Below are 22,555 nucleotides of genomic sequence, written 5' to 3'. Positions count from 1 at the left end.
GGGGTCGGCCGGACGCGGGCCGCGGCGGGCGTACCGTGGCGGGATGCGCGCGATCACCTTCCCCTCCCCCGGTTCCCCCGACGTCCTCTCCCTCACCGACCTGCCGGATCCGGTCGCGGGTCCCGGCGAGGTGCTGATCCGCGTGGCCGCCGCCGGCGTCAACCGCGCCGACCTCAGCCAGCGCGCGGGCGCGTACCCGCCGCCCGCGGGAGCGCCGACGCACCTCGGGCTCGAGGTGTCGGGCACGGTCGAGGCGGTCGGCGCGGGCGCGGCGCGCTGGGGCGTCGGCGACCGCGTGTGCGCGCTGCTCGCCGGCGGCGGCTACGCGGAGCTCGTCGCGGTCGACGAGCGGCACGTCCTGCCGGTGCCCGACGGGCTCGACCTCGTCGAGGCGGCGGGGCTGCCCGAGGTGGTGGCGACCGTGTGGTCGAACGTCGTGCTCGACGCGGGCCTCGCGCCGGGCGAGACGCTGCTCGTGCACGGCGGGTCGAGCGGGATCGGCACCATGGCGATCCAGCTGGCCACGCGGCTCGGCGCGCGTGTGGCCGTGACCGCCGGCAGCCCCGCGAAGCTCGAGGCGTGCCGGGCGCTCGGGGCGGAGATCCTCATCGACTACCGCGAGCAGGACTTCGTGGAGGCGCTCCTCGCGGCCACCGACGGCCGCGGAGCGGATGTGATCCTCGACGCGATCGGCGGCGACTACATCGACCGCGACATCCGCGCCCTCGCGCGCGACGGCCGGATCATGGTCATCGGCGCGCAGAGCGGAGCCCCCACGAGCATCGCGCTCGGCCAGCTGATGGCCCGGCGCGGGCGGATCTGGGGCACGACGCTCCGGGCCCGCGACGCCGAGGACAAGGCGCGCATCGTCGCCGCGGTCCGGGCGGACGTGTGGCCGGCGGTGGCCGACGGATCCGTGCGCCCGGTCGTCGACCGCGTCTTCCCGCTCGCCGAGGCGGCCGCCGCGCACGCCCACGTGGCGTCGTCGCAGCACGTGGGCAAGGTGCTGCTGGCGGTCTAGCCCGCCGCGTCGCCCGCGGCTTGGGCGGGACGCGAGCGGATCCCGACGAGGGACACCAGCCCGCCCGCCACGAGGAGCGCCGCCGTCACGAGCACCACACGGTGGAAGGCGGCGACGTCGAGATCGGGCCCGGCCACGAGCCCGATCGCGGCGATGGCGATCAACCCGGCGATGCGCGAGACGGCGTTGTTGACGGCCGACGCGATGCCCGCCTGCGCGGACGGCACGGCCTCGAGGATCGTCGCGGTCAGCGGCGCGACCGTCATCGACAGGCCCAGGCCGAACACGAGGATCCCGGGGAGCAGCTGCCCCCGGTAGTCCACGGGTTCCGTGGCGCGCAGCATCAGCAGGTAGCCGCCGCCCGCGACGATCGGCCCGATGCCCATCAGGAGCCGCGGCCCGATGCGACCCGCCAGAACGCCGAAGCGCGTCGACAGCAGCAGCATGATCACGGTGGTCGGCACGAGCGCGAAGCCCGCGGCCGTCGCCGACAGCCCGCCCGTCTGCTGCAGGAAGACCGCGATCACGAAGCCGCCGAGCGACAGCGCGCCGTAGATCCCGACGGTCGCGATGTTGCCGACGAGGAAGTCCCGCTCCCGGAAGAGCGCGAGCGGCAGCATCGGGTGCGGGGTGGAGCGCTCGCGCACCACGAACAGCACGAGGCACGCGACGCCGACCACGAGGCTGCCGACCACGAGCGGGTGGCCGAGGCCGAGCCGCGACTGCTCGATGAGCGCGAAGACGGGGCCGCCGATCCCCAGGGCGCCGAGCGCCGCTCCCGGCACGTCCACGCGCGTGCCGTCGGCGACGGGCGCGTCGCGCGGCAGCCGGGCGAGCAGGACGAGGGTCACGGCGATGGGGAGCACGTTGATCTCGAACACGAGCCGCCAGTCGAGGGCGTCCACCAGGACGCCGCCGAGGACGGGGCCCACGAGCATCGCGGTGCCGGTCCACGCCGTCCAGGAGCCGATGGCCTTCGCCTGCGCGAGTCCGCGGAAGGCCTGCGCGAGGAGGGCCAGGGAGCTCGGCACGAGCAGGGCACCGGCGGCACCCTGGGCGGCGCGCGCGGCGATGAGGATCCCGGCGGTCGGCGCGATCGCGCACACGAGCGACGTGACGCCGAAGCCGACGAGCCCCCAGCGGAGCACCCGCACGCGGCCGAAGGCGTCGGAGAGGGAGCCGGCCAGGAGGATCAGCGCGCCGAGGGTGATGAGGTACGCGTCCACGACCCACTGCTGCACGACGAGCCCGCCGCCGAGGTCCTCCCCGATCGCGGGCAGCGCGACGTTGACGACCGTGCCGTCGAGGAACGCGACGAAGGAGGCGAGGATCGCGACGACGAGCACCGTGCGTCCGCGACCGTCGGCGGTGCCGTCCGGGTGGCCGCCCGCGCGTGCGGGGGCGGCGGAGTCGGGCATGTGCCCAGTATGCGCCGCGCTCCGAGGCGGATCAGGCGGGCGGTGCCGCCTGCATTCCGGCCCGGTCGATCGCGGCCTCCACCCGGCGGAGCACGTCCTCGTCGCCCATGATCCGGAAGTGACCCGACGCGGCGACGCGCTCGTCCGTCGCGCCGTCGAGCGAGCTGCCACCCGGGATGTGCGGGTCGAAGCGCGCGAAGACGCTCGTGATCCGCGCGTTGACCTCGCGCGACCGGCCGAGCTCCACGAGCGCGGCGTTCCGCGGCGAGAAGTCGCGGATGCTGCGGACGGGGATGAGGCGCGCGTACGAGGAGCCGCCGAAGGGCGCGTTGATCGCGACCATCGCGCGGATCCGACGATCCGGGTCGCCGAACGCCATGAGGTGCTTGCCGATGAGGCCGCCCTTGCTGTGCGCGACGATGACGACGTCCCGCAGGTCCTCGGCCTCGAGGTACGCGCGGGCCCGGCGCGACATCTCGGCGACGCGGCCCACGTTCGCGCCGAGCGCGCCGACCACGTGCACGCCGTGGCCGCGCGCGTGCAGCCGCCGGATGATCGGCAGCATGAACTGCCAACGCTCGTACACGCCCGGCAGCACGAGGATCGTCGGCCGGTCGTCGCGGCCGTCCTCGAAGGAGCGGGCGTCGTCGCGGGAGATCGTGGCGGCCGCCTGCCAGCGGAGGACGTAGGCGTAGTCGAGCGCCCAGTCGAGCGCCTTCCGCAGGGCCGGCAGCGGCGGGAGCGGGTCGGGTGCGGCGGCGGTCACCCGTCCATCCTGCCCGGGCGCGGAGCGCCCGTCGGCCGGAGCGTCCGACGCCGGTCCGCGTCGGGCGTCATCGGGCCCGGGCGTGCTCCAGGATGGCGCGCGCGACGCCGAGCGGATCCGTGTACATCACGACGTGCGGGCCGCGCGCCACCCGGTGCTCGCCGCGCGGGATCCGGGCGGCGAAGTCGCGCGCGAACGGGCGGTCGACCACGGCGTCCCGGTCGCCCACCAGCACGAGCGTCCGCGCGCGGATGCGCGGCGCCCGCTCCTCGATCGCGTCGTCGATGAGGTGCGGCAGCTGCCGGAGGTAGTACGGGATCCCGCAGCGCAGGAAGTAGTCCCCCAGCACCACGGCGTTCGCGAGCAGCGGCTCGCGGAGGGTATCGACCGCGAGCGCGAGGGCCGCGCGCACGAGGCCGCGGGTCCGCGGCGGGAGCGTGGGCGCGATGAGCACGATGCGGTCGGTGACCTCGGGCCGGTCCACGGCGAGCCTGGTCACGATCTGCGTCCCCATCGAGTGGCCGACGACGACGGGGTCGACGAGCCCGTGCAGCCGGATCACCTCGGCCACGACCGCCGCGTGGTCGTCGAGCGTCACGTCCCGGAGCACCCGCGGCGACTCGCCGTAGCCCGGCAGGTCGATCGCGTACACCGTGCCGTGCTCGGCCAGGAACGCGGCCACGGGGTGGAAGTAGCGCGAGGAGACGCCGATCCCGTGCACGAGGACGAAGGACGCCCGCGCGTCCGCGGGTACGGCGGCGAGGGTGCGGCCGGCGTTCGGGCCGGGCGACCGGAACACCTTGATCGCGATCCGGAACCCGAGCACGGTCCGGCGCTCCAGGTCGTGGTCGACGGGGATCGCGCGCGAGCCGTAGCGGCGCGACAGGAGCAGCCAGCGCGGCGGCGAGGACTCGGTGCGGTGCACGTCCCCGGGTCGCCGGACGCGGGTGAGCCGGGCGAGGGGGGAGCGCATCCGTCGACCCTAGCCGTCCGGCGGCGGGCGACCGCCGTGCCGGTCGATGGGAGGATGGACGCCCGACGAATCCCGAGGAGACCCATGAGCCCCGACTGGTCCGAGACCACGCTCGCCGACCTGCCCCTCCGCGACGGGATCCGCGGCGAGGAGCCCTACGGCGCCCCGCAGCTCGACGTGCCCGTTCTCCTCAACGTGAACGAGAACCCGTACCCGCTGCCCGAGGAGGTCGCGGTCGCGGTGAGCGAGGCCGTGCTCGAGGCCGCGCGCGGGCTGAACCGCTACCCGGACCGCGAGTTCCTCGAGCTCCGCACCGAGCTCGCCGACTACCTCACGGCCGACAGCGGGCTCGCGCTCGGCCCCGAGAACGTCTGGGCGGCCAACGGATCCAACGAGGTGCTGCAGCAGGTGCTCCAGGCCTTCGGCGGCACCGACCGCGTGGCGCTCTCCTTCGCGCCGCACTACGCGATGTACCCGGAGTACGCGCGCAACACCCTCACGCGCTGGGTGTCCGGCCGCCGCCAGGAGGACTTCACGCTCGACCGGGCGAACGTCACGGCGCTCGTGGAGCAGCACCAGCCGAGCGTCGTCTTCCTCACCTCGCCGAACAACCCCACGGGCACAGCGCTGACGATCCCCGAGATCGAGCACGTGCTCTCGGTCGCGCCCGGCGTCGTGGTGATCGACGAGGCGTACGCCGAGTTCCGCCGCGAGGGCGTCCCGACGGCGATCTCGCTGCTGCCCGACCACCCGCGCCTGATCGTCTCGCGCACCATGAGCAAGGCGTTCGCCTTCGCGGGCGGCCGGCTCGGCTACCTCGCGGCCTCCCCCGCGGTGGTGGACGCGCTCCGCATCGTGCGCCTGCCGTACCACCTGTCGCGCATCACCCAGGTAAGCGCGACCGCCGCCCTCCGGCACAGCCGCGTGCTGCTCGCGCAGGTCGCGTCGCTCCGGGAGGAGCGCGACGGGCTCGTCGAGTGGCTCCGCGGCCGGGGCTTCGAGGTGGCGCCGTCGGACGCCAACTTCGTCCTCTTCGGTCGGTTCCCCGACCGGCACGCGGTCTGGCAGGGGCTGCTCGACCGCGGCGTCCTCATCCGCGAGACCGGGCCCGACGGCTGGCTGCGCGTGTCCGTGGGCACGCCCGAGGAGACGGCCGCGTTCCGCGACGCGCTCGACGACGTGCTCGGGACGCCGCGGGGCTGAGCCACGCGGGAGGCGGATCGCGGTGGCGTCAGGGCTGGAAGCGGATCCCCGTGGCGTCCTCGGCGGCCGCCCACAGCTGCTCGGCGACGGCGCGCGACCGGCCGTGCTCGGCGACGAAGGCGGGAGCCGGCGGGCCCTTCAGCTCGAGCGGGCCGTCGGGTCCCCAGAAGTCGCCGCCCGTGACGCCGTCGGCCGCGGCCGCGTGCACGATCGGCCACGCGCCGGCGTCCTTGCCCTGCACGAGGACGCGACCTGCGCCCGCGACCCGTCGGCGGGCGGCGATCCCGCGCGGTCGATCGGCCGGATCCTGCGGCGGAGTCAGCGCGTCGACCGCGTAGCCGGGGTGCGCGGACAGCGCGAGGCGATCGGATCCCGCGGCCCGCCACCGTCGGTCGAGCTCGGCCGCGATCATCATGCACGCCGTCTTCGACCGGCCGTACCGCACGAGCGCGGGCATGCGCCGCTCCCCCGCGAGGTCGCCGAGGTCGAGCGGCGAGAAGCGGTGGGCGAGGGATCCGAGCATCACGACGCGTCCGCCGGCGCGCAGCCGCGGCGCGAGCCCGGCGACGAGCGCGAAGTGCCCGAGCGCGTTGGTGCCCATCATCTCCTCGAACCCGTCCACGGTCGTGCGGCGGTGACGCGCACGGCCACCGGCGGGGGTCACTCCCGCGTTCGCCACGATCGCGTCGAGGTCCTCGTGCAGCCCCGCGACGCACGCGTCCACGCTCCGGAGGCTCGCCAGGTCGAGGGCGACGACCTCCGCGTCCGCCCCTGGCACGCGCGCCCGGATCGCCCGGGCGGCCGCGTCGCCGCGCTCGGCGGAGCGGCAGGCCAGCAGCACCCGGGCTCCGGCGCCCGCGAGCTGCACGGAGGTCCAGAAGCCGATCCCGCCGTTCGCGCCCGTGACGAGGACCGTCCGCCCGGCGAGGTCGGGCAGGCGCGGCGCGTCGTTCACGAGAGGGTGCCGACGCGGGTCACGCGGACGACGGCCTCGCCGGCCTCGTTCGACGCGTCGAGGTCGACGGTCGCCTCGATGCCCCAGTCGTGGTCGCCCTCGGGGTCGTGCAGCGCCTGCCGGACGGTCCAGGCGGTCGGCCCCTCCTCGATCGTGACGAGCGCCTGGCTGCGGGCGTCGCCGTCCGTCTGGATGCGGTCGTACTCGCCGAAGTAGCCGTCGAGCGCGGCGCCCCACGCGTCGGCGTCGAAGCCCGCTGCCCGATCGAGCTCGCCGAGGGCCTCCAGGTCCTCGCGGGCCGCGAGCTGCACGCGGCGGAACAGCTCGTTGCGCACGAGGATCCGGAACGCGCGCGTGTTCGAGGTGAGCAGCTTCGGCGCGGGCGGCAGCACGGGCGCGTCGCCGGGCGCCGCCGTCGGGTGCGACAGCTCCTCCCACTCGTCGAGGAGGCTCGAGTCGACCTGCCGCACGAGCTCGCCGAGCCACTCGATCACGTCGAGCAGCTCCTCGGTCTTCGCCTCGTCGGGGATGGTCTGCCGCAGCGCCCGGAACGCGTCGGAGAGGTAGCGGAGCACGAGGCCCTCGGAGCGCATGAGGCCGTAGAAGGAGATCAGCTCGCTGAAGCTCATCGCCCGCTCGTACATGTCGCGGACGACCGACTTCGGGCTGAGCGCGAAGTCGCCGATCCACGGCTGGCTCGCGCTGTAGGTCGCGAACGACTGGTCGAGCAGCTCCTCGAGCGGCTTCGGGTGGGTGATCTCCTCGAGCAGCTCCATGCGCTGGTCGTACTCGATGCCCTCGGCCTTCATCGCCTGCACGGCCTCGCCGCGGGCCTTGAACTGCTGCTGGGAGAGGATCGGGCGCGGGTCGTCGAGCGTCGCCTCGACCACGCTCACCATGTCGAGCGCGTAGGTCGGGGACTCGCGGTCGAGGATCTCGAACACGGCGACGGCGAACGGCGACAGCGGCTGGTTGAGCGCGAAGTCGGCCTGCAGGTCGACCGTCAGCGTGATCCGCGTGGGCCCGCCGTCCGGGTCCTCCTCCTGGCTGACGATGCCGGCCGTGCGCAGCGTGCGGTAGATGGCGAGTGCGCGGCGGGCGAGCGCGAGCTGGCGGGCGCGCGGCTCGTGGTTGTCGTCGACGAGCGCGCGCATGTTGGCGAACACGTCGCCGCCGCGCGCGATGACGTTGAGCATCATCGCGTGGCTCACCTGCATGCTCGACGTCAGCCGCTCCGGCTCCGCGTCGATGAGCTTCCGGAAGCTCGGCTCGCCCCACGAGACGAACCCCTCCGGCGCCTTCTTGCGCACGAGCTTCCGCCGCTTCTTCACGTCGTCGCCCGCGCGCTCGAGCATCTTGATGTTCTCGGTCTCGTGCTCGGGCGCCTGCGCGACCACGGTGCCCGCGGTGTCGTACCCGGCCCGGCCCGCGCGCCCCGCGATCTGGTGGAACTCGCGCGCGTTGAGCTGCCGCATCCGCGTGCCGTCGTACTTGGTGAGGCCCGTGAAGAGCACCGTGCGGATGGGGACGTTGATGCCGACGCCGAGCGTGTCCGTGCCGCAGATCACCCGGAGGAGGCCCTGCTGCGCGAGCTGCTCGACGAGCCGTCGGTACTTCGGCAGCATGCCCGCGTGGTGCACGCCGATCCCCGCGCGCACGAGCCGCGAGAGCGTCTTCCCGAACGCGGTGCTGAACCGGAAGCCGCCGATGATGTCCGCGATCTCGTCCCGCTGATCGCGCGTGACGATCTTGATGCTCGAGAGCGCCTGCGCCCGCTCCAGGGCCGCGGCCTGCGCGAAGTGCACGATGTAGACGGGCGCCTGCTTGGTGTCCAGCAGCTCCTCGACCGTCTCCTGCACGGGCGTGACGGCGTAGTGGAAGAAGAGCGGCACCGGGCGCTCGATGCCGGTGATGCGCGCGGTCGGCCGTCCGGTGCGCCGGGTGAGGTCGTCCGCGAGGTCGGTCACGTCGCCGAGCGTCGCCGACATGAGCACGAACTGCGCGTGCGGCAGGAGCAGGAGCGGCACCTGCCAGGCCCAGCCGCGCTGCGGATCCGCGTAGAAGTGGAACTCGTCCATCACCACCTGGTCGACGGGCGTGTCGGCGCCGCCGCGGAGCGACCGGTTGGCGAGGATCTCGGCGGTGCAGCAGATGATGGGCGCGTCCGGGTTCACGGAGGAGTCGCCCGTGACCATCCCCACCTGCGCGGCGCCGAACAGCTCCACGAGCGCGAAGAACTTCTCGGAGACGAGCGCCTTGATCGGCGCCGTGTAGTACGAGCGGCGCCCGCGGGCGAGGGCCGCGAAGTGCGCCGCGACCGCGACGAGCGACTTCCCGGTGCCGGTCGGCGTGGAGAGGATGAGGTGCGCGCCCGACGCGATCTCCAACGCCGCCTCGTCCTGCGCCGGGTACAGCTCGATCCCCTGCGCGAGCGCCCACTCGGCGAACGCGTCGTAGATCGCGTCGTCGGTCGCCCCGTCCACGGCCAGCCGGGCCGCCTCCTCGGTGAGCGTGGGAGCGAGGGCGGTGTCGGACATGATGCGTCTATCCTCCCCCACGCGTCCCGTCACGGAGTTCTCCACAGGCGGCATGGTCCTCGGGGCGCCAGCGCGTATGGTCGCCGGATGCCGCCCCTCCCGCTCGACCCGCTACCCGACCGCGCCCCGCTCCACCCGACCCCGGCATCGACGCCGCCCGCCGACACGGACGAGGCCGCCCCGGGTCACGTCGCGGACGACGCGACCGCCGGCGTCGCCGCCCCGGAGTCCGTCCCCGTCGACCCCGAGACGGAGCGGGCGCGCTGGCGCGATCGCCGCACGGGCGTCATCGCCCTCGTGGTCGTCACCATCGCGCTCTGGGCGGTCATCGCGGCCGCGGTGGGCTTCGCCACCACGATGTAGCGCCGCCGCCCGGTTGCGGTCGTCGGCCGGGAGCCCCCGACGGCCCGGGTATCATCTCCTGTGCCCTCCGACGCCCTGCCCCACGACCCCGCCCGCCCCGCGGATCCCGTCACCCCCACGTCCGACGCCGCCACGCCCGGGTCGGCCATCGACCCGGCCGACCTCGCGACCGCGCTCCGCGTCCTCGGCTCGCTCGCCGACATCGACGAGGAGCACCCCGACTTCGTCGCCGTCCGCCGTGCCACCGCCTCCATGTTCAAGCAGGTGAAGAAGGCCCGCCGGCTCGAGAAGCGCGAGGCCGTCGCCAGCGCCGACCGCGCCGTCGTCGCGGCCACCGCCACGGGCGCGCCCGACCGCATCGACGACGAGACGCGCGGGATCCCGCTGGCCATCACGACCGCGAAGCCCACCGCCGGCACGCTCCTGCGCTCGCGCCCCTGCTACATCTGCAAGCAGCACTACACGCAGGTCGACGCCTTCTACCACCAGCTCTGCCCCGACTGCGCGCTCCTCAACCACGCGAAGCGCGAGGCCCGCACCGACCTCACCGGCATGCGGGCGCTCCTCACGGGCGGGCGCGCCAAGATCGGCATGCACATCGCGCTGCGCCTCCTCCGCGACGGCGCGCACACCACCATCACCACGCGCTTCCCGCGCGACGCCGTGCGCCGCTTCGCCGGCCTGCCCGACGCGCACGAGTGGGTGCACCGCCTGCGCATCGTGGGCCTCGACCTCCGCGACCCGGCGCAGGTCATCGGCCTCACCGACGCGGTGGCCGCCGCGGGTCCGCTCGACATCCTCATTAACAACGCCGCGCAGACCGTCCGCCGGTCCCCCGGCTCCTACGCGCCGCTGTCCGAGGCCGAGGCGGCGCCGCTGCCGGACGGCGACCTGCCCGAGCTCCTGACGTTCGGGCACACGGCCGACGCGCACCCGGCGGCCCTCGCCGCCTCCGTCGCGGCGCATCCCATCCTCTCGACGGCGACCGGCATCACGGCCGCCGAGGTCACCGAGCTCGCCATGACCGCGGGCTCCTCCTCGCTCGCGCGCCTCTCCGCCGGCACCGCCATCGACGCGGGCGGCCTCGTACCCGACCTGCACGACGCGAACAGCTGGACCCAGGTCGTGCACGAGGTGGATCCGCTGGAGATGCTCGAGGTCCAGCTCGCCAACGTCACGGCGCCGTTCCTCCTCGTCAGCCGGCTGCGCCCGGCGATGGCCGCGTCCGCGTCACGCCGCAAGTACGTCGTGAACGTGAGCGCCATGGAGGGCCAGTTCGCCCGCGCCTACAAGGGCCCCGGCCACCCGCACACGAACATGGCGAAGGCCGCGCTCAACATGATGACCCGCACCTCGGCGCGCGAGATGCGGGAGACCGACGGCATCCTCATGACGAGCGTCGACACCGGCTGGATCACCGACGAGCGCCCGCACCCCACGAAGGTGCGGCTCGCCGAGGAGGGCTTCCACGCCCCGCTCGACCTCGTTGACGGCGCCGCCCGGGTCTACGACCCCATCGTCATGGGCCAGGCCGGCGAGGACATCTCGGGCGTCTTCCTCAAGGACTACCGCGTCGCCGAATGGTGACGCCGACCGCCGCCTGGCACGACGAGAGGCCCGGACCCGCATCGCGGTGTCCGGGCCTCTCGTCGTGGGGTCGGCTACTCGACGGCGTCGAGGTCGCTCTCGAGCAGCGCCGCGAGCTCGTCGAGCGCGGCGTCCGCGCCGTCGCCCTCGGCCGTGAGCACGACCTGGTCGCCGTTCGCGGCGCCCAGGCTCATGAGCGACAGGATGCTCGTCGCGTCGAGCGGCGTGCCGCCCGGCTTGCTGATCCTCACCGGGACGCCCGTGCGGCGCACGGCCTCGATGAAGAGGGATGCGGGACGGGCGTGCAGGCCCACGCGGCTGCCGATGGTGGCGGTGCGCTCGGTCATGGACGTTCTCCTCCTGGTGGTGCGGACGGGATGGGGATGTGAGGGGCGGCGACGGATCAGACCGCGACGGGGACGCCCTGGTCGACGGGCGTCGCGGCGGCGGCCTCCGGGCGCTTCGTCGTGAAGCGCTTGAGGAGAACGACGAGGAACGCGGAGATCACCGCGCCGACCGCGACGGAGGCGAGGAAGCCGAGGAAGGTGCCGTTCATCGCGAAGAGCACGAAGACGCCGCCGTGCGGGGCCTGCGACACGACGCCGAGCCCCATCACCATGGCGCCCGTGACGGCACCGCCGACGATGCTAGCGGGGATGACGCGCAGCGGGTCGACCGCGGCGAACGGGATGGCGCCCTCGGAGATGAACGCGGCGCCGAGGAGCCACGCGGCCTTGCCGTTCTCGCGCTCCGCCGGGCTGAACAGGCGGCGGTCGATCACGGTGGAGGCGAGCGCGAGGGCGAGCGGCGGGACCATGCCGGCGGCCATGACCGCGGCCATGATCTCCCACGGGGTCTGGTCGGTGATGGAACCGGCGCCGAGGCCGGCGACCGCGAACGAGTAGGCGACCTTGTTGATGGGACCGCCGAGGTCGATGCACATCATGACGCCGAGGATTATGCCCAGGACGATGGCCGACGTGCCGGTGAGGCCCGAGAGGAAGCCGTTGAGGCCGCGCGTGAGGGCCGCGATGGGACCGCCGAGCACCATGACCATGAGGCCGGAGGCGACGATCGAGGCGAGGAGCGGGATGATCACCACGGGCATGAGGCCCCGCAGCCAGCGCGGCACGTCGATGCGGCCGATCGCGTAGGCGATGCCACCGGCGAGGAGGCCGCCCACGAGGCCGCCCAGGAAGCCGGCGCCCATGATGACGGAGATGGATCCCGCGACGAAGCCGGGTGCGATGCCCGGCCGGTCGGCGATGGCGTAGGCGATGTAGCCGGCCAGCGCGGGCACGAGGAAGGCCATCGACGCGTTGCCGATGACGATCGCGACGGCGCCGAGGTACTGGCCGAGACCGCCCGCGGGCAGGTTCGCGAGCGAGTTCTGCAGCACGACGTCGGACGCCGTCTCGGTGATCCGGTACCCGCCGAGCAGGAAGCCGAGCGCGATGAGGAGACCGCCGCCCGCGACGAACGGGATCATGTAGCTGACGCCCGTGAGCAGCCAGCGCTTGAGGCGCGCGCCCACCGACTGCGACGCCTGCGGGGAGGCCTGCTCGGATCCGGCGGACGACGACGCGCCTCCTGGCACGCGCGGGGCAGTCGGGTCCTTCGCGGCCGCGACGGCCTCGGCGACCATCTGGTCGGGCTGGTCGATGCCGCGCTTCACGGGCGACTGGATGACGGGCTTGCCGGCGAAGCGCGCGCGGTCCCGCACGTCGACGTCGACGGCGAAGATCACGGCCGTGGCCCGCGCGATGATCGCGGGGTCGACGGGCGTGACGGAGGAGGATCCCTGGGTCTCGACGTGCAGCTCGACGCCCGCGCGCTTCGCCGCGGCGACGAGCGAGTCGGCCGCCATGTACGTGTGCGCGATGCCGGTGGGGCAGGCGGTGACGGCGATGAGGACGGGCGCGTCGGCGGGCGCGGTGGCCGGGGCCGATGCGGTCGCCGCAGGAGCCGCCGCGGCCAGGGCGCCGGTCGAGGAGGCGGGCTCGTCCACGAGCGCGCCCTCCACGAGCGAGACGACCTGGTCCTCGTCGGTGGCGGTACGCAGCGCCTCGACGAACTCGGGCTTGATGAGCGACCGGGCGAGCCGCGAGAGCAGGACGAGGTGCTCCTGGTCGGCGCCGTCGGGCGCGGCGATGAAGAACACGAGGTCGGCGGGGCCGTCCGGCGCGCCGAAGTCCACGGCGGGCTTCGGGCGCGCCATGACGAGCGTGGCCTCCGTCACCGCGGCGGAGCGGCAGTGCGGGATGGCGAGGCCGCCGCCCATGCCGGTGTCGGTCTTCGACTCGCGCTCCCACGCGTCGGCGAAGAGGGCGTCGGCGTCGGTGGCGCGTCCCTCGGCGACGACGCGCTCGGCCAGCGTGCGGACGGCGTGCTCGCGGTCGGCGCCGAGGTCGGCGTCGAGGAGCACGAGGCGGTTCGTGATGAGCGATGGCATGTTCTTCTCCAGGTGGGACGGGTCAGCGATCGGCGGCGATCGGGAGGAGCGGCTGGACGGTGACGCTGTCCGGCCGGGTCTGGTCGGGGGACGGCATGGTGCTGCCGGGCAGGGACGCGGCGGCGGATCCGTGGGCGACGGCCTGCGCCAGCCGCCCCTCGGGTCCGGCCCCGCGGTGGTCGGCGAGCAGGTAGCCCGCGAGCGACGAGTCGCCCGCGCCCACGGTGCTCACCGGCATGATCGGGGGCATGGTGGCGAGCCACCCGCCCTCGGCCGTGGTGAGGACGGCCCCCCGCGCGCCGAGGGTCGCGAGGACCGCCCGGCAGCCGCGGGAGACGAGGGAGCGGGATGCGTCGTGAGCCAGCCGGGGGTCGGCCTCGAGCGCATCCGGGTCGGGGAGGCCGACGAGCTCGGCGAGCTCCTCGGCGTTGGGCTTGATCAGGTCCACGACCGCGTCGGACGCGACGAGCGCGGCCATGGGCGCCCCCGACGAGTCGACGGCGATCCGAGGGGCGGCGTCGCCGAGCTCGGCGCGCACGGCGTGCACCACGCGGGCAGCGAAGTCGTCGTCGAGGCCGGGCGGCAGGGAGCCCGCGAGCACGAGCCAGCTGGCCCGGCGCGCGTGCCGGATGACGAGGGCCACCAGCGCATCGGCCTCGGCGGCTGACAGGACGGGGCCCGGCTCGTTGACCTTGGTCGTCGTGCCGTCGGGCTCGGTGAGCGTGACGTTCTGGCGCACGCGGCCCGCGATGTCGAGCTGATCGAGCGGGATCCGCTCGGCGGCCAGCGCCACGAGCATCGGGTCGTCGAGGCGGCCGGGCAGCAGGGCGATGGTGTCGAGGCCGGAGGCGATGAGCGCGCGCGAGACGTTGACGCCCTTGCCGCCGGGCTGCTCGGCGACGCCGCGGGCCCGCTGGACCGCGCCGCGCGCGAGGGCGCCGGCGAGGTCGATGGTGCGGTCGAGGCTCGGATTGGCGGTGAGGGTGAGGATCACGCGACCATCACCTCCACCTCGGCGGCCGCCAGGGCCGCGGCCAGCGGGCCGTCCGGCGCGGCGTCGGTCACGAGCGCGTCGAGGTCGTCGAGGGCCGCGAAGCCGACGAGCGCCTCCTCCCCCGCCTTCGACGCGTCGACGAGCGCCACGGCGCGTCGGGATCCTCGGGTCAACGCGGTCTTCACGGCCGCCTCCTCTTCGTCGGGGGTGCTGAGGCCGAACTCCGCGTGGATCCCGTTCGCGCCGATGAAGGCGATGTCGGGTCGCAGCCGGGCGAGCTGGCCGAGGGTGGCGGGGCCGACCGCCGCGCTCGTGATGCCGCGCACGCGTCCGCCGAGCAGCTGCACCTCGACTGCGGGGTTGCGGGTCACGGTCTGCGCGATGGACATCGAGTGCGTGACCACGACGAGCGTGCGGCCCGGCTCGTCGGGCCGCCAGGCGGCGACGCGCTCCGCGACCAGCCCCGTGGTGGTGCCGGCGTCGAGCGCGATGGATCCCGCGAAGCTCGCGGGCAGGAACCCCATCGCCGCGTCGGCGATGCGCGCCTTGGCCGCCGTGTTGCGGGCACCCCGCGTGTCGAGGCTCTCCTCGGCGCGGGTGGACCGGTCGGCGCGGACGGCGCCGCCGTGCACGCGGCGCAGGACGCCGCGGCTCTCGAGCTGGGCGAGGTCGCGTCGGACCGTCTCCGTCGTCACGTCGAAGTCGCGCGCCAGGCCGAGGACCGCCACGCGGCCGGTGCGCTCGAGGAGGGCGACCACCCTGTCCTGGCGCTCTTCGGCGTACATGGGCGGTCTCCTTCGACTCCGTGGGGCACTGGCGCCTCGCGTCCTCGCACCATAGCCCTCATCCGCAGGAGAAGCAACATGAACCCACACGTTCCCACATGGGCTGGGTCAGACGCCCTCGCGACCGTGGGGATCAGCGGCCGAGCGCCGCCCCCTCCTCCCACAGCACGCCCGTCAGGACATCGGACTCCCAGTCCAGTCCGGCCGCGTTCGGGTGGAGGGGGACGTCCCCCGCGCTGCCGCCGAGCCCCGCCACGTACGCATCGCCGGCATCCCCCGCGCACGCGCCGTGCGTGGCCGTCGGCGTCTCCTGGTCCACGAACCGGGCTCCCGCATCGGCGGCCGCCCGGGCGATCGCGTCGTCGAGCTCGCGCTGGATCCCCGCCAGCCACGCCGCGTCCCGGTCGGCGAGGAGGACCTGCCCGTTCACCGTCGACGTCGCCGTGGCGCGGAGGCAGCCCTCCGCGGGCAGCGCATCCGGGTCGCCGAGCACCGTGAGGTAGCCGAGCGCGACGATGCGGGCGTGGGGCGCCGCCGCCCGGATCCGCCCGAACGCCTCGCCGAGCCGCGTCGCCACCTCCCCATCGATGCGGGCGCGGACGGCATCGGTCCCGCCCGCGGGCGCGAGCGCGTCCACGCACGTCGTGGGGCCGGCGGCCACGGGTCCCTCAGGGTCCCGCGCGAGGCACCCTCCGACGAGGGCCGGGAAGCCGAGGTCGTTGCCCCCGAGGCGCACGAGCACCACGTCGGCGCCGTCGGCCGCGGCGGCCAGCTGCGCGGGCACGGTCTCCCCGCCGCGCTCGCGCGGGGCCGCGAGGTCCGCAGTGGTGGCGCCGTCGCACGCCGCGTCGACGAGCTCGGCGCCGACGGCCGCCGCGGCGACGCGCACGGAGGAGGCGACGGTGCGCCCGCAGACCCCGGGGTCGCCGGGCAGCGGCTCCGCGGGTCCCGTCCCCGTGGAGTAGGAGTCCCCGAGGGAGACCACCCGGAGCGGGGCGGCGGGAGCGGTCGGCGGGACGACGTCCGGTGCGGTGCAGCCGGTCGCGACCAGGAGCAGGGCCGTCATCGTGCTGGCGAGGGCTGCTGCACGGAGACGGGTGCGAGAGGCCGACGCGGGGCGCCTGCTCGGACGGGAGGCGGTGTGGCGAGGCATCCCCTCGACCCTACGCGCGGGCGGATCGGGGTCGGCCGGGCTCAGTCCTCGACGTGGCGCTGGCGCGCGTAGACGACCACGGCCACGATCAGGCCGACGAGGAGGCCGGCGGCCAGCGGGAAGAGGAACCCGCCCGGGCCGATCTGCGTCACGACGCTGCCGTGGTCGATGCGGGTGTCGACCACGCCCGGCACGTCGAGTCCGGGGTAGCCCTCGGTCCCCTGCGCGAAGGAGGTGATGAGGAGCGTGACGATCACGGCCGCGCCCACCACGAACGCGGACAGGAAGCCCAGCACCGCGGAACCGACCACCGACGTGCGGTGCGGGTCGGTGGTGTGCGTCCGGTGCAGGGTGGCGTGCGACATTGTGGAGCTCCAGGGGTCGATGACCTGATCCACGGTACCCGGGTCCTCCAAGTGGAGGACAGTCCCCCGATCGGGGAGCGGATCGCGCGCTCGATCCGTGGTGCGTGCTTCCCTGGGCCATGCAGAACGTGCTCCCGTGGATCCTGGTCGCCCTGGTCGCCCTGGTCGCCCTGGTCGCCCTGCTCGTCCTCGTCCTGGCCCTGCTCCTGCGCGAACGGCGTCGGCGGGAGGCATCCGCCCGGCGTGCGCTCGACGAGGCAGCGGCCGATGCGGAGAGGCGGCACATCGTCGACGCGAGCGAGCGGACGCGGTCGCTCTCCGTCGCCGAGGAGCACCGCGTGAGGACGGTCGCGGAGCTGACGGCGGTGCACGCCGCCGAGCTGGCCGACGCGGAGGAACGGATGCGCATCGCCCGCGAGGACGAGCGGGCGGCCCGTGATCTACTCTCGGCCACCTGGGGCCACGAAGCCGCCTCCCATGCGCACATCGTCGCGGCGTTCGTCTCCGCCCGGCTCTCCGGGATCCTGGCGACGAACGTCGTCTTCTCGCGGACGGGCGACGACGGCGCCCGCTTCGTGCAGCAGATCGACCATGTGGTGGTGACCTCCCGCACGGTGCTGATCATCGAGAACAAGCGGTGGCGTGGCACCGTCTTCGACGGCGTCGTCCCCAGCTCCGAGCATGCGGCGTTCGCGCAGCTCGTGGACGAGTCCTCATTGGGACGGACCTTCGCCGTGCAGATCGCACGTGTGTCGGGCAGCGCGTCATCGCAGGAGCGGATCGTCCGCTCGTACATCGGCCGGGAATCGGCGGCCACCCAGGTGCGCGGGCAGGCCGTCGGCCTGCGCGAGCTGCTCGAGGAGCGGTTGGGCCTCCGCGTCTGGTGCGAGACAGCTGTCCTCTACTCGCATGATGGCGCCTCGCTCTTCGTGCGCGCCGAGGACAGGACCGAGGGTGGCGCCGTGACGCGGATCCTCGCGGGTCGCACGGCCTTGACGGCCTACGTGCGGGAGATGGCGCTCTCCGCCGGCACGGGAACCGAGCGGGATCTCGTGGAGCCGCTGGCGGCGCTGTTCCGATCCTGCGGCGCGCACGTGGAGCCCCTCGGCCTCTCGGGACGGACCTGAGTACGGGTCTCGGAGAGCGGAAGAGCCCCGCGCCTCCGTGAGGAGGGGTGGGGGTCGAGGGTGGATCTGAGGGGATTCGAACCCCTGACCCCCTGCATGCCATGCAGGTGCGCTACCAACTGCGCCACAGACCCGTGATCCGCTTCCCTGCGGAAGCGACTCGTCTACATTACTACACATTCCGACCGCCCCATGACCAGGGCATCCTCGTCGGCGGTCGACGTCGGCGCGTCGGTCAGTCGAACAGCTCGCTGAGCCAGCTCTCCTTCTTGCGGCGCTTCCCGCCGTACCCGTCGCCGTCCTCGTATCCGCCGGTGCGGGGGTGGCCCTGCCCTCCGCGGTCGCCGTAGCCGTCCGCGAGGATGCCGTAGCCGCGATCGCGGTCGTCGTCGCGACGGCGATCCTCTCCGCGGCGGTCGTCGCGACCCGGCCCCGGGTACCCGCCGAGCGGCGCCGCGGGAGGACTGGGCGACGCGGCCGTCGGCGCGGACCGCATCTCCTGCTTCGGCCGGTCGAGGATCTTGTCGAGCTCGCCGCGATCGAGCCACACGCCGCAGCAGTCCGGGCAGTAGTCGATCTCCACCCCGGCGCGCTCGCTCATCACGAGGGCGGCGGAGTCGGCGGGGCACTTCATGCGGGGATCTCCTCGCGGATCCCGCGCGTCGTCGCCCGGACGGGTCGGATCAGGAAGCGGAGGCCGTCGGCTCGATCTCGAGGGCGACGACGGGGCAGTCCTTCCAGAGGCGCTCCAGCGAGTAGTACATGCGGTCCTCCTCGGTGAAGACGTGGGCGACGACGTCGCCGAAGTCGAGGAGGATCCAGCGTCCCTCGCTCTTCCCCTCGCGGCGCAGCGGCTTGGCGCCCGCCTCGATCATCTTGTCCTCGATCTCGTCGGCGACCGCTTGCGCGTTCCGCTCGTTGCGGGCCGAGGCGATGAGGAAGACGTCGGTGAGGGGCAGGGGCCCGGAGACGTCGAGCGCGACCAGGTCGATGGCCTGCTTGGAGTCGGCAGCGGAGGCGGCGACCTTGAGCAGGTCGAGGGCGCGGGGAGAAGCGGTCACAGAGTCCTTCCGGGACGGGTGGGATGGTGCATCAGACGATCAGAATACATTCGTCATGAACGCGACGATGACGAGGCCCGCGCCGATGACGGCGACTCCCCCGGCCGCGACGGCCGCGACGACCGGCGCGGTGAAGCGCTTGCGGGGCGGCGGCTGCACGACGGCGCGCGTCGAGGTGTGGGTGCTGACGGCGCGGCTGGCGCGCACGGGCTCCGAGTCGGAGCCGCCCGGCGCGTGGTCGTGGTCGTCGCCCTGCTCGAGGATGCGGTCCATGTCGGCCGTGTCGAAGCGGTCGGGGTGCGTGCCCCTCGAGCCGAGGCTGCGGGGCAGGTCGATCGAGCCGGTGATGATGATCTCGCCCGTGCTGTTGAGCGCCTGCTGCATGTCGTTGGCGTGCGGCACGGTCGGGAGGATGAAGTGGTTGCCGGTGTGAGGCTGGTCCTCGTCGACCTGGTCCTGCACCGACCAGTGCCCCGCGGGCGGGGTGAAGGGCGTGCGGGCGTCGGGCGCCTCGGCGTCCGGCGTCGCCGGCGTCCCGGTCCGACCGATCGTGAGGTCATCGGAGGCTGCGGACGCGCGCGTGCCGAACGCCGGCTCGAGCGACGGCTCGGCGGAGGCGGTGATCCACGGGGTGGGCTCGAGGGAGGGCGCGGGACGCGGATCCTCGTCGCGGCGGGGCGCGTGGGACGCGAGCGGCGGGACGGTCGGCTGCTCGGCCGACGCGTCCACGTCCCGACCGGCGGCGTCGCCCGAGGGGGCGATCGGCGCGAAGGGCCACGCCGACGGCGTCTCGGCGGGGGTCGCCAGGCGGTCCTCCTCCGTGGCCGACGCCGCGTCGGACGCCACCACCTGAGCGTCGTCCGCCGTCGCGGGCGCGTCCGTCGCGTCCGCGACGGAGGCGCGCCGGTAGGCGCTCCCGTAGGGCGCACGCGGTCGCGGCGTGGCACGGGACCCGCGGCCGTAGCGCGCGTACGACGGGACGGAGGCGTCCGAGGACGTCGGGGGCGCGTCGTCGACCGCCGCGGCCGTGTGCTCGCCGGTGGTCGGAGCAGACCCCGTGTCGGTGTCGGTGTCGGACGGTGCGGGCTCGGCGTGCCCGTGCTCGGATCCGCGCTGCTGGCGCGCGGCCTCCTCGGCCTCGCGGATGGCACGGAGCTGGCGACGCGTGAGCACGCCGCCGGACAGCAGGATGGCGGAGGTGTCGGGGCCCACTCCGGGAGCGGAGGGAGGGGCGGGCTGCGGTGTCGTCGACTCGTCGCGCCGGGCATCGGAACCGTCGACGCGGGTCGAGTCGGCGGCCGCGGGCTCGCCGTCCGAGGGGGCAGCGGGAGCGGACGTGGTGGACGGCTCCTCGAGGGGCGCCGCCTCGTCGACGGGTGCGTCGTCGGCCTCGTCGATGCCGAGCGCCAGGGCGCGGGCCCTCTCCGCGGCGCGCATCTCGCGGCGGCTCAGCCCGAGGGTCGCGGGAGCGGGACCGTCGTCGAACGAGGTCGGCCCGGTGTCGGGCGCGTCGTGGGAGGGGGTCATTGCGGGCTCCGATACAGGTGGTGCTTGGAGATGTACTGGACGACTCCGTCGGGGACGAGGTACCACACGGGGAAGCCCCGTCCGACACGGGCCCGGCAGTCGGTCGAGGAGATCGCCAGCGCCGGGACCTCCAGCAATCTTACGTCGGCGTGCGGGAGGCCGCTCTCGGTGAGGTCGTGGCCGGGACGCGTGACGGCGACGAAGTGGGCCAGGTCCCACAGCTCGGCGACGTCCTTCCAGCCCAGGATCTGCTGGATCGCGTCCGCGCCGGTGATGAAGAACAGCTCGGCGTCCGGATGCGTGCGCCGGATGTCGCGGAGCGTGTCGATCGTGTAGGTGGTGCCGGCGCGGTCGATGTCGACGCGGCTCACGGTGAAGCGCGGGTTGGCCGCGGTCGCGATCACGGTCATCAGGTAGCGGTGCTCGCCGTCCGTGACGGTCTGCTTCTGCCACGGCTGCCCGGTGGGGACGAAGATCACCTCGTCGAGTTGGAGGTGCTGCTGCACCTCGCTCGCGGCGACGAGGTGGCCGTTGTGGATGGGGTCGAACGTGCCGCCCATGACCCCGATGCGGAGGCGCGGGGTCGCGGGTGTCGTCATGTGGCGGGCGCTCGCGCTCAGTGGGTGGAGTCGGCGGTGCCGTGGCCCTGCTCGGCGACGGGGGGCTTGCCCCACTTCTCCGAGTGGCGGTTGCTCACGTCGCGGAAGCTGAACATGACGACCCCGAGCGCGAGGAACACGACCGCCGCGACGGCCGGGAACACCCAGAGCGGAGCGGCGAGCTCCATGGCGTGCTCGGTCTCGGCGAGGATGGTGGTGGTCAGCGCGTGCATGGGATCTCCGTTCGTGGCACGCCCCGTCGAGCGGAGGCGGCGCCTGCCATCCTACCGGCGGCCCCCGCACGGGGCGCACGCGGGGCCGGGCGCGCCGTCAGCCGCGGATCTGGCCGCTCCCCCGCACGATCCACTTGGTGCTGGTGAGTTCCTCGAGGCCCATCGGACCGCGCGCGTGGAGCTTCTGCGTGGAGATGCCGACCTCGGCGCCGAACCCGAACTCGGATCCGTCGGTGAAGCGCGTGGACGCGTTCACCATGACGACGGCCGAGTCCACGGCGGCGAGGAAGCGCTCGGCCACGGCGAGGTCGGACGTGACGATGGACTCGGTGTGGTGCGTCGACCAGCGGGCGATGTGCGCGACCGCGTCCTCCATGGAGTCGACGACGCGCACCGCCACGTCGAGGGACAGGTACTCGGCCGCCCAGTCCTCGTCGGTGGCGGGGACGGCGTCGGGCCACAGGTCGCGGACGGCGGCGTCGCCGTGCACGGTCACGCCGCGGTCGCGGAGCGCGTCGAGCACGGCGGGGAGGATCCGCGGCGCGGCGTCGCGATGGACCAGCAGCGTCTCCATGGCGTTGCACACGCTCGGGCGGCTCACCTTGGCGTCGACCGCGATGTCGACGGCCATGCGCGCGTCGGCCGACGCGTCGAGGTAGACGTGGACGACGCCGGCGCCGGTCTCGATGACGGGCACGGTCGACTCCTCGACGACGGTGCGGATGAGCTCGGCGGATCCCCGCGGCACGAGCACGTCGACGAGGCCGCGCGCCCGCATGAGCCGGGCTGCCCCCGCGCGGCCGTGCGCGTCGACCGTCTGCACGGCGTCCGCGGGGAGGCCCGCGCGCTCGAGGGCGCCGCGCATCAGGTCGACGAGGACGGCGTTGGTGCGCAGCGCCGCGGATCCGCCGCGCAGCACGACGGCGTTGCCGCTCTTCAGGGCGAGGGCCGCGATGTCGACCGTGACGTTGGGGCGGGCCTCGTAGATGGCGCCGACGACGCCGAAGGGCACGCGCACCTGCGACAGCAGCAGGCCGTTCGGGAGCGTCCGGCCACGGACGACGTGGCCGAGCGGATCGTCGAGGCCCCGGATCCCGCTGACGGCGTCGGCCAGGGACGCCACGCGGCGGGCGTCGAGCGTCAACCGGTCGAGGAGGCCGGCCGCGAGCCCGGCCGACCCGCCCGCGGCCAGGTCCTCGGCGTTGGCCGCGATGATGCGATCGGCACCGGAGACGAGGGCCGTCGCGATGGCGTCGAGCGCGGCGTCACGCCGGCCGGAGGTGGGGGCGGCGAGGTGCGTGGACGCCGCCCGTGCGGCCACGAGGATCCGCTCGAGCGCGTCGGCCGGGCTGGTCATCGGGTCGGCGGGCACGGCATCAGGGGCACCGGGGGCGTTCGAGGGCATGCACGGCAGCCTAGCCAGGCGCCGCATGCCC

The 22,555-nt window shown here is 74.3% G+C and carries 22 protein-coding genes and 1 tRNA gene; 5 read left to right on the top strand and 18 right to left on the bottom strand.

What is annotated here, in order from left to right:
- Nucleotides 1-43 precede the first annotated feature (43 nt).
- Nucleotides 44-1,021, top strand: a complete 978-nt coding sequence (locus CMN_RS07335; RefSeq protein WP_015490197.1) for an NAD(P)H-quinone oxidoreductase — start codon at nt 44-46, stop codon at nt 1,019-1,021.
- Here the strand turns inward: CMN_RS07335 and CMN_RS07330 are convergent.
- From CMN_RS07330 to CMN_RS07320, 3 genes are all read right to left on the bottom strand, one after another.
- A complete protein-coding gene (locus tag CMN_RS07330; RefSeq protein ID WP_015490196.1) occupies nt 1,018-2,439 on the bottom strand; it encodes an MFS transporter in 1,422 nt (473 codons plus the stop codon). The two genes, CMN_RS07335 and CMN_RS07330, sit on opposite strands and share 4 nt — an antisense overlap.
- Before the next feature lie 31 nt (nt 2,440-2,470).
- Complete coding sequence (locus CMN_RS07325; RefSeq protein WP_015490195.1) at nt 2,471-3,205, bottom strand: alpha/beta hydrolase; 735 nt, start codon at nt 3,203-3,205, stop codon at nt 2,471-2,473.
- A 67-nt stretch (nt 3,206-3,272) separates the two neighbouring features.
- Nucleotides 3,273-4,178: an alpha/beta fold hydrolase gene (locus CMN_RS07320; RefSeq protein ID WP_015490194.1), complete on the bottom strand. Its 906-nt coding sequence runs from the start codon at nt 4,176-4,178 to the stop codon at nt 3,273-3,275.
- A gap of 84 nt (nt 4,179-4,262) precedes the next feature.
- On the opposite strand from CMN_RS07320, the gene CMN_RS07315 reads away from it, so the two are divergent.
- A complete protein-coding gene (locus CMN_RS07315) occupies nt 4,263-5,381 on the top strand; it encodes a histidinol-phosphate transaminase (protein ID WP_015490193.1) in 1,119 nt (372 codons plus the stop codon).
- Nucleotides 5,382-5,409: 28 nt separating this feature from the next.
- Here CMN_RS07315 and CMN_RS07310 read toward each other — a convergent pair whose 3' ends face one another.
- The gene (locus CMN_RS07310; protein WP_015490192.1) at nt 5,410-6,336 is read right to left on the bottom strand and encodes an SDR family NAD(P)-dependent oxidoreductase; all 927 of its coding nucleotides are present in this window, start codon (nt 6,334-6,336) and stop codon (nt 5,410-5,412) included.
- Nucleotides 6,333-8,873 (bottom strand): DEAD/DEAH box helicase, encoded by a 2,541-nt coding sequence (locus CMN_RS07305; RefSeq protein WP_015490191.1) that lies wholly within the window; start codon nt 8,871-8,873, stop codon nt 6,333-6,335. The genes CMN_RS07310 and CMN_RS07305 overlap by 4 nt, the downstream gene beginning before the upstream one ends.
- Nucleotides 8,874-8,960: 87 nt before the next feature.
- Here CMN_RS07305 and CMN_RS07300 point away from each other — a divergent pair, with 87 nt between their 5' ends.
- Together CMN_RS07300 and CMN_RS07295 are read left to right on the top strand one after the other, a co-directional pair.
- Complete coding sequence (locus CMN_RS07300) at nt 8,961-9,236, top strand: hypothetical protein (protein WP_015490190.1); 276 nt, start codon at nt 8,961-8,963, stop codon at nt 9,234-9,236.
- Nucleotides 9,237-9,296: 60 nt separating this feature from the next.
- Nucleotides 9,297-10,823, top strand: coding sequence for an SDR family NAD(P)-dependent oxidoreductase (locus tag CMN_RS07295; RefSeq protein WP_015490189.1), 1,527 nt, complete (start codon nt 9,297-9,299; stop codon nt 10,821-10,823).
- A gap of 74 nt (nt 10,824-10,897) precedes the next feature.
- On the opposite strand, the gene CMN_RS07290 is transcribed toward CMN_RS07295, so the two are convergent.
- From CMN_RS07290 to CMN_RS07265, 6 genes are all read right to left on the bottom strand, one after another.
- Entirely contained in the window at nt 10,898-11,170 is a 273-nt protein-coding gene (locus CMN_RS07290; RefSeq protein ID WP_015490188.1) for an HPr family phosphocarrier protein, read from the bottom strand.
- Nucleotides 11,171-11,226: 56 nt separating this feature from the next.
- Nucleotides 11,227-13,275, bottom strand: a complete 2,049-nt coding sequence (locus CMN_RS07285; protein ID WP_015490187.1) for a PTS fructose transporter subunit IIABC — start codon at nt 13,273-13,275, stop codon at nt 11,227-11,229.
- 22 nt (nt 13,276-13,297) lie between these two features.
- Nucleotides 13,298-14,269 carry a 1-phosphofructokinase family hexose kinase gene (locus CMN_RS07280; RefSeq protein ID WP_015490186.1) on the bottom strand — a complete coding sequence of 324 codons (972 nt, stop codon included), beginning with the start codon at nt 14,267-14,269 and terminating at the stop codon, nt 13,298-13,300.
- Nucleotides 14,266-15,054, bottom strand: coding sequence for a DeoR/GlpR family DNA-binding transcription regulator (locus CMN_RS07275; protein ID WP_015490185.1), 789 nt, complete (start codon nt 15,052-15,054; stop codon nt 14,266-14,268). Before CMN_RS07275 ends, CMN_RS07280 begins: the two co-directional genes overlap by 4 nt.
- 133 nt (nt 15,055-15,187) lie before the next feature.
- Nucleotides 15,188-16,120 carry a GDSL-type esterase/lipase family protein gene (locus tag CMN_RS14650; protein ID WP_227077661.1) on the bottom strand — a complete coding sequence of 311 codons (933 nt, stop codon included), beginning with the start codon at nt 16,118-16,120 and terminating at the stop codon, nt 15,188-15,190.
- A gap of 128 nt (nt 16,121-16,248) precedes the next feature.
- A complete protein-coding gene (locus CMN_RS07265; RefSeq protein ID WP_041465260.1) occupies nt 16,249-16,572 on the bottom strand; it encodes a hypothetical protein in 324 nt (107 codons plus the stop codon).
- Between the two features lie 119 nt (nt 16,573-16,691).
- Between CMN_RS07265 and CMN_RS07260 the strand changes: the two genes are divergently transcribed.
- The gene (locus tag CMN_RS07260) at nt 16,692-17,699 is read left to right on the top strand and encodes a nuclease-related domain-containing protein (RefSeq protein WP_015490182.1); all 1,008 of its coding nucleotides are present in this window, start codon (nt 16,692-16,694) and stop codon (nt 17,697-17,699) included.
- A gap of 61 nt (nt 17,700-17,760) precedes the next feature.
- Here the strand turns inward: CMN_RS07260 and CMN_RS07255 are convergent.
- The 7 genes from CMN_RS07255 to CMN_RS07225 all read right to left on the bottom strand — a co-directional run bounded on the left by CMN_RS07255 (nt 17,761) and on the right by CMN_RS07225 (nt 22,524).
- A tRNA-Ala gene (locus tag CMN_RS07255) sits at nt 17,761-17,833 on the bottom strand.
- A gap of 101 nt (nt 17,834-17,934) precedes the next feature.
- Nucleotides 17,935-18,333 carry a TFIIB-type zinc ribbon-containing protein gene (locus tag CMN_RS07250; RefSeq protein ID WP_015490181.1) on the bottom strand — a complete coding sequence of 133 codons (399 nt, stop codon included), beginning with the start codon at nt 18,331-18,333 and terminating at the stop codon, nt 17,935-17,937.
- 49 nt (nt 18,334-18,382) lie between these two features.
- A complete protein-coding gene (gene rsfS, locus CMN_RS07245; protein ID WP_012299154.1) occupies nt 18,383-18,760 on the bottom strand; it encodes a ribosome silencing factor in 378 nt (125 codons plus the stop codon).
- 39 nt (nt 18,761-18,799) lie between these two features.
- On the bottom strand, nt 18,800-20,287 hold the full coding sequence (locus CMN_RS07240; RefSeq protein ID WP_015490180.1) for a hypothetical protein: 1,488 nt from the start codon (nt 20,285-20,287) through the stop codon (nt 18,800-18,802).
- Nucleotides 20,284-20,886 (bottom strand): nicotinate-nucleotide adenylyltransferase, encoded by a 603-nt coding sequence (gene nadD / locus CMN_RS07235; RefSeq protein WP_015490179.1) that lies wholly within the window; start codon nt 20,884-20,886, stop codon nt 20,284-20,286. Before nadD ends, CMN_RS07240 begins: the two co-directional genes overlap by 4 nt.
- 17 nt (nt 20,887-20,903) lie before the next feature.
- Nucleotides 20,904-21,119: a hypothetical protein gene (locus CMN_RS07230; protein ID WP_015490178.1), complete on the bottom strand. Its 216-nt coding sequence runs from the start codon at nt 21,117-21,119 to the stop codon at nt 20,904-20,906.
- Nucleotides 21,120-21,216: 97 nt separating this feature from the next.
- Nucleotides 21,217-22,524 (bottom strand): glutamate-5-semialdehyde dehydrogenase, encoded by a 1,308-nt coding sequence (locus tag CMN_RS07225; RefSeq protein ID WP_172638675.1) that lies wholly within the window; start codon nt 22,522-22,524, stop codon nt 21,217-21,219.
- Nucleotides 22,525-22,555 lie beyond the last annotated feature (31 nt).

The sequence above is a fragment of the Clavibacter nebraskensis NCPPB 2581 genome, assembly GCF_000355695.1.
GTDB classification, from domain to species: Bacteria; Actinomycetota; Actinomycetes; order Actinomycetales; family Microbacteriaceae; genus Clavibacter; species Clavibacter nebraskensis.
Note: the sequence above shows the minus strand (reverse complement) of the source record. Positions and strands in the feature narration are given on the sequence as shown.

What these genes read in the sequence shown, in the direction of transcription:
- CMN_RS07265 (WP_041465260.1), bottom strand. Translation starts at nt 16,572, where the DNA reads ATGTCGCACGCCACCCTGCACCGGACGCACACCACCGACCCGCACCGC.
- CMN_RS07275 (WP_015490185.1), bottom strand. Translation starts at nt 15,054, where the DNA reads ATGTACGCCGAAGAGCGCCAGGACAGGGTGGTCGCCCTCCTCGAGCGC.
- CMN_RS07285 (WP_015490187.1), bottom strand. Translation starts at nt 13,275, where the DNA reads ATGCCATCGCTCATCACGAACCGCCTCGTGCTCCTCGACGCCGACCTC.
- CMN_RS07225 (WP_172638675.1), bottom strand. Translation starts at nt 22,524, where the DNA reads ATGCCCTCGAACGCCCCCGGTGCCCCTGATGCCGTGCCCGCCGACCCG.
- CMN_RS07335 (WP_015490197.1), top strand. Translation starts at nt 44, where the DNA reads ATGCGCGCGATCACCTTCCCCTCCCCCGGTTCCCCCGACGTCCTCTCC.
- nadD (WP_015490179.1), bottom strand. Translation starts at nt 20,886, where the DNA reads ATGACGACACCCGCGACCCCGCGCCTCCGCATCGGGGTCATGGGCGGC.
- CMN_RS07300 (WP_015490190.1), top strand. Translation starts at nt 8,961, where the DNA reads ATGCCGCCCCTCCCGCTCGACCCGCTACCCGACCGCGCCCCGCTCCAC.
- CMN_RS07240 (WP_015490180.1), bottom strand. Translation starts at nt 20,287, where the DNA reads ATGACCCCCTCCCACGACGCGCCCGACACCGGGCCGACCTCGTTCGAC.
- CMN_RS07290 (WP_015490188.1), bottom strand. Translation starts at nt 11,170, where the DNA reads ATGACCGAGCGCACCGCCACCATCGGCAGCCGCGTGGGCCTGCACGCC.
- CMN_RS07305 (WP_015490191.1), bottom strand. Translation starts at nt 8,873, where the DNA reads ATGTCCGACACCGCCCTCGCTCCCACGCTCACCGAGGAGGCGGCCCGG.
- CMN_RS07260 (WP_015490182.1), top strand. Translation starts at nt 16,692, where the DNA reads ATGCAGAACGTGCTCCCGTGGATCCTGGTCGCCCTGGTCGCCCTGGTC.
- CMN_RS07330 (WP_015490196.1), bottom strand. Translation starts at nt 2,439, where the DNA reads ATGCCCGACTCCGCCGCCCCCGCACGCGCGGGCGGCCACCCGGACGGC.
- CMN_RS07250 (WP_015490181.1), bottom strand. Translation starts at nt 18,333, where the DNA reads ATGAAGTGCCCCGCCGACTCCGCCGCCCTCGTGATGAGCGAGCGCGCC.
- CMN_RS07315 (WP_015490193.1), top strand. Translation starts at nt 4,263, where the DNA reads ATGAGCCCCGACTGGTCCGAGACCACGCTCGCCGACCTGCCCCTCCGC.
- CMN_RS14650 (WP_227077661.1), bottom strand. Translation starts at nt 16,120, where the DNA reads ATGACGGCCCTGCTCCTGGTCGCGACCGGCTGCACCGCACCGGACGTC.
- CMN_RS07230 (WP_015490178.1), bottom strand. Translation starts at nt 21,119, where the DNA reads ATGCACGCGCTGACCACCACCATCCTCGCCGAGACCGAGCACGCCATG.
- CMN_RS07320 (WP_015490194.1), bottom strand. Translation starts at nt 4,178, where the DNA reads ATGCGCTCCCCCCTCGCCCGGCTCACCCGCGTCCGGCGACCCGGGGAC.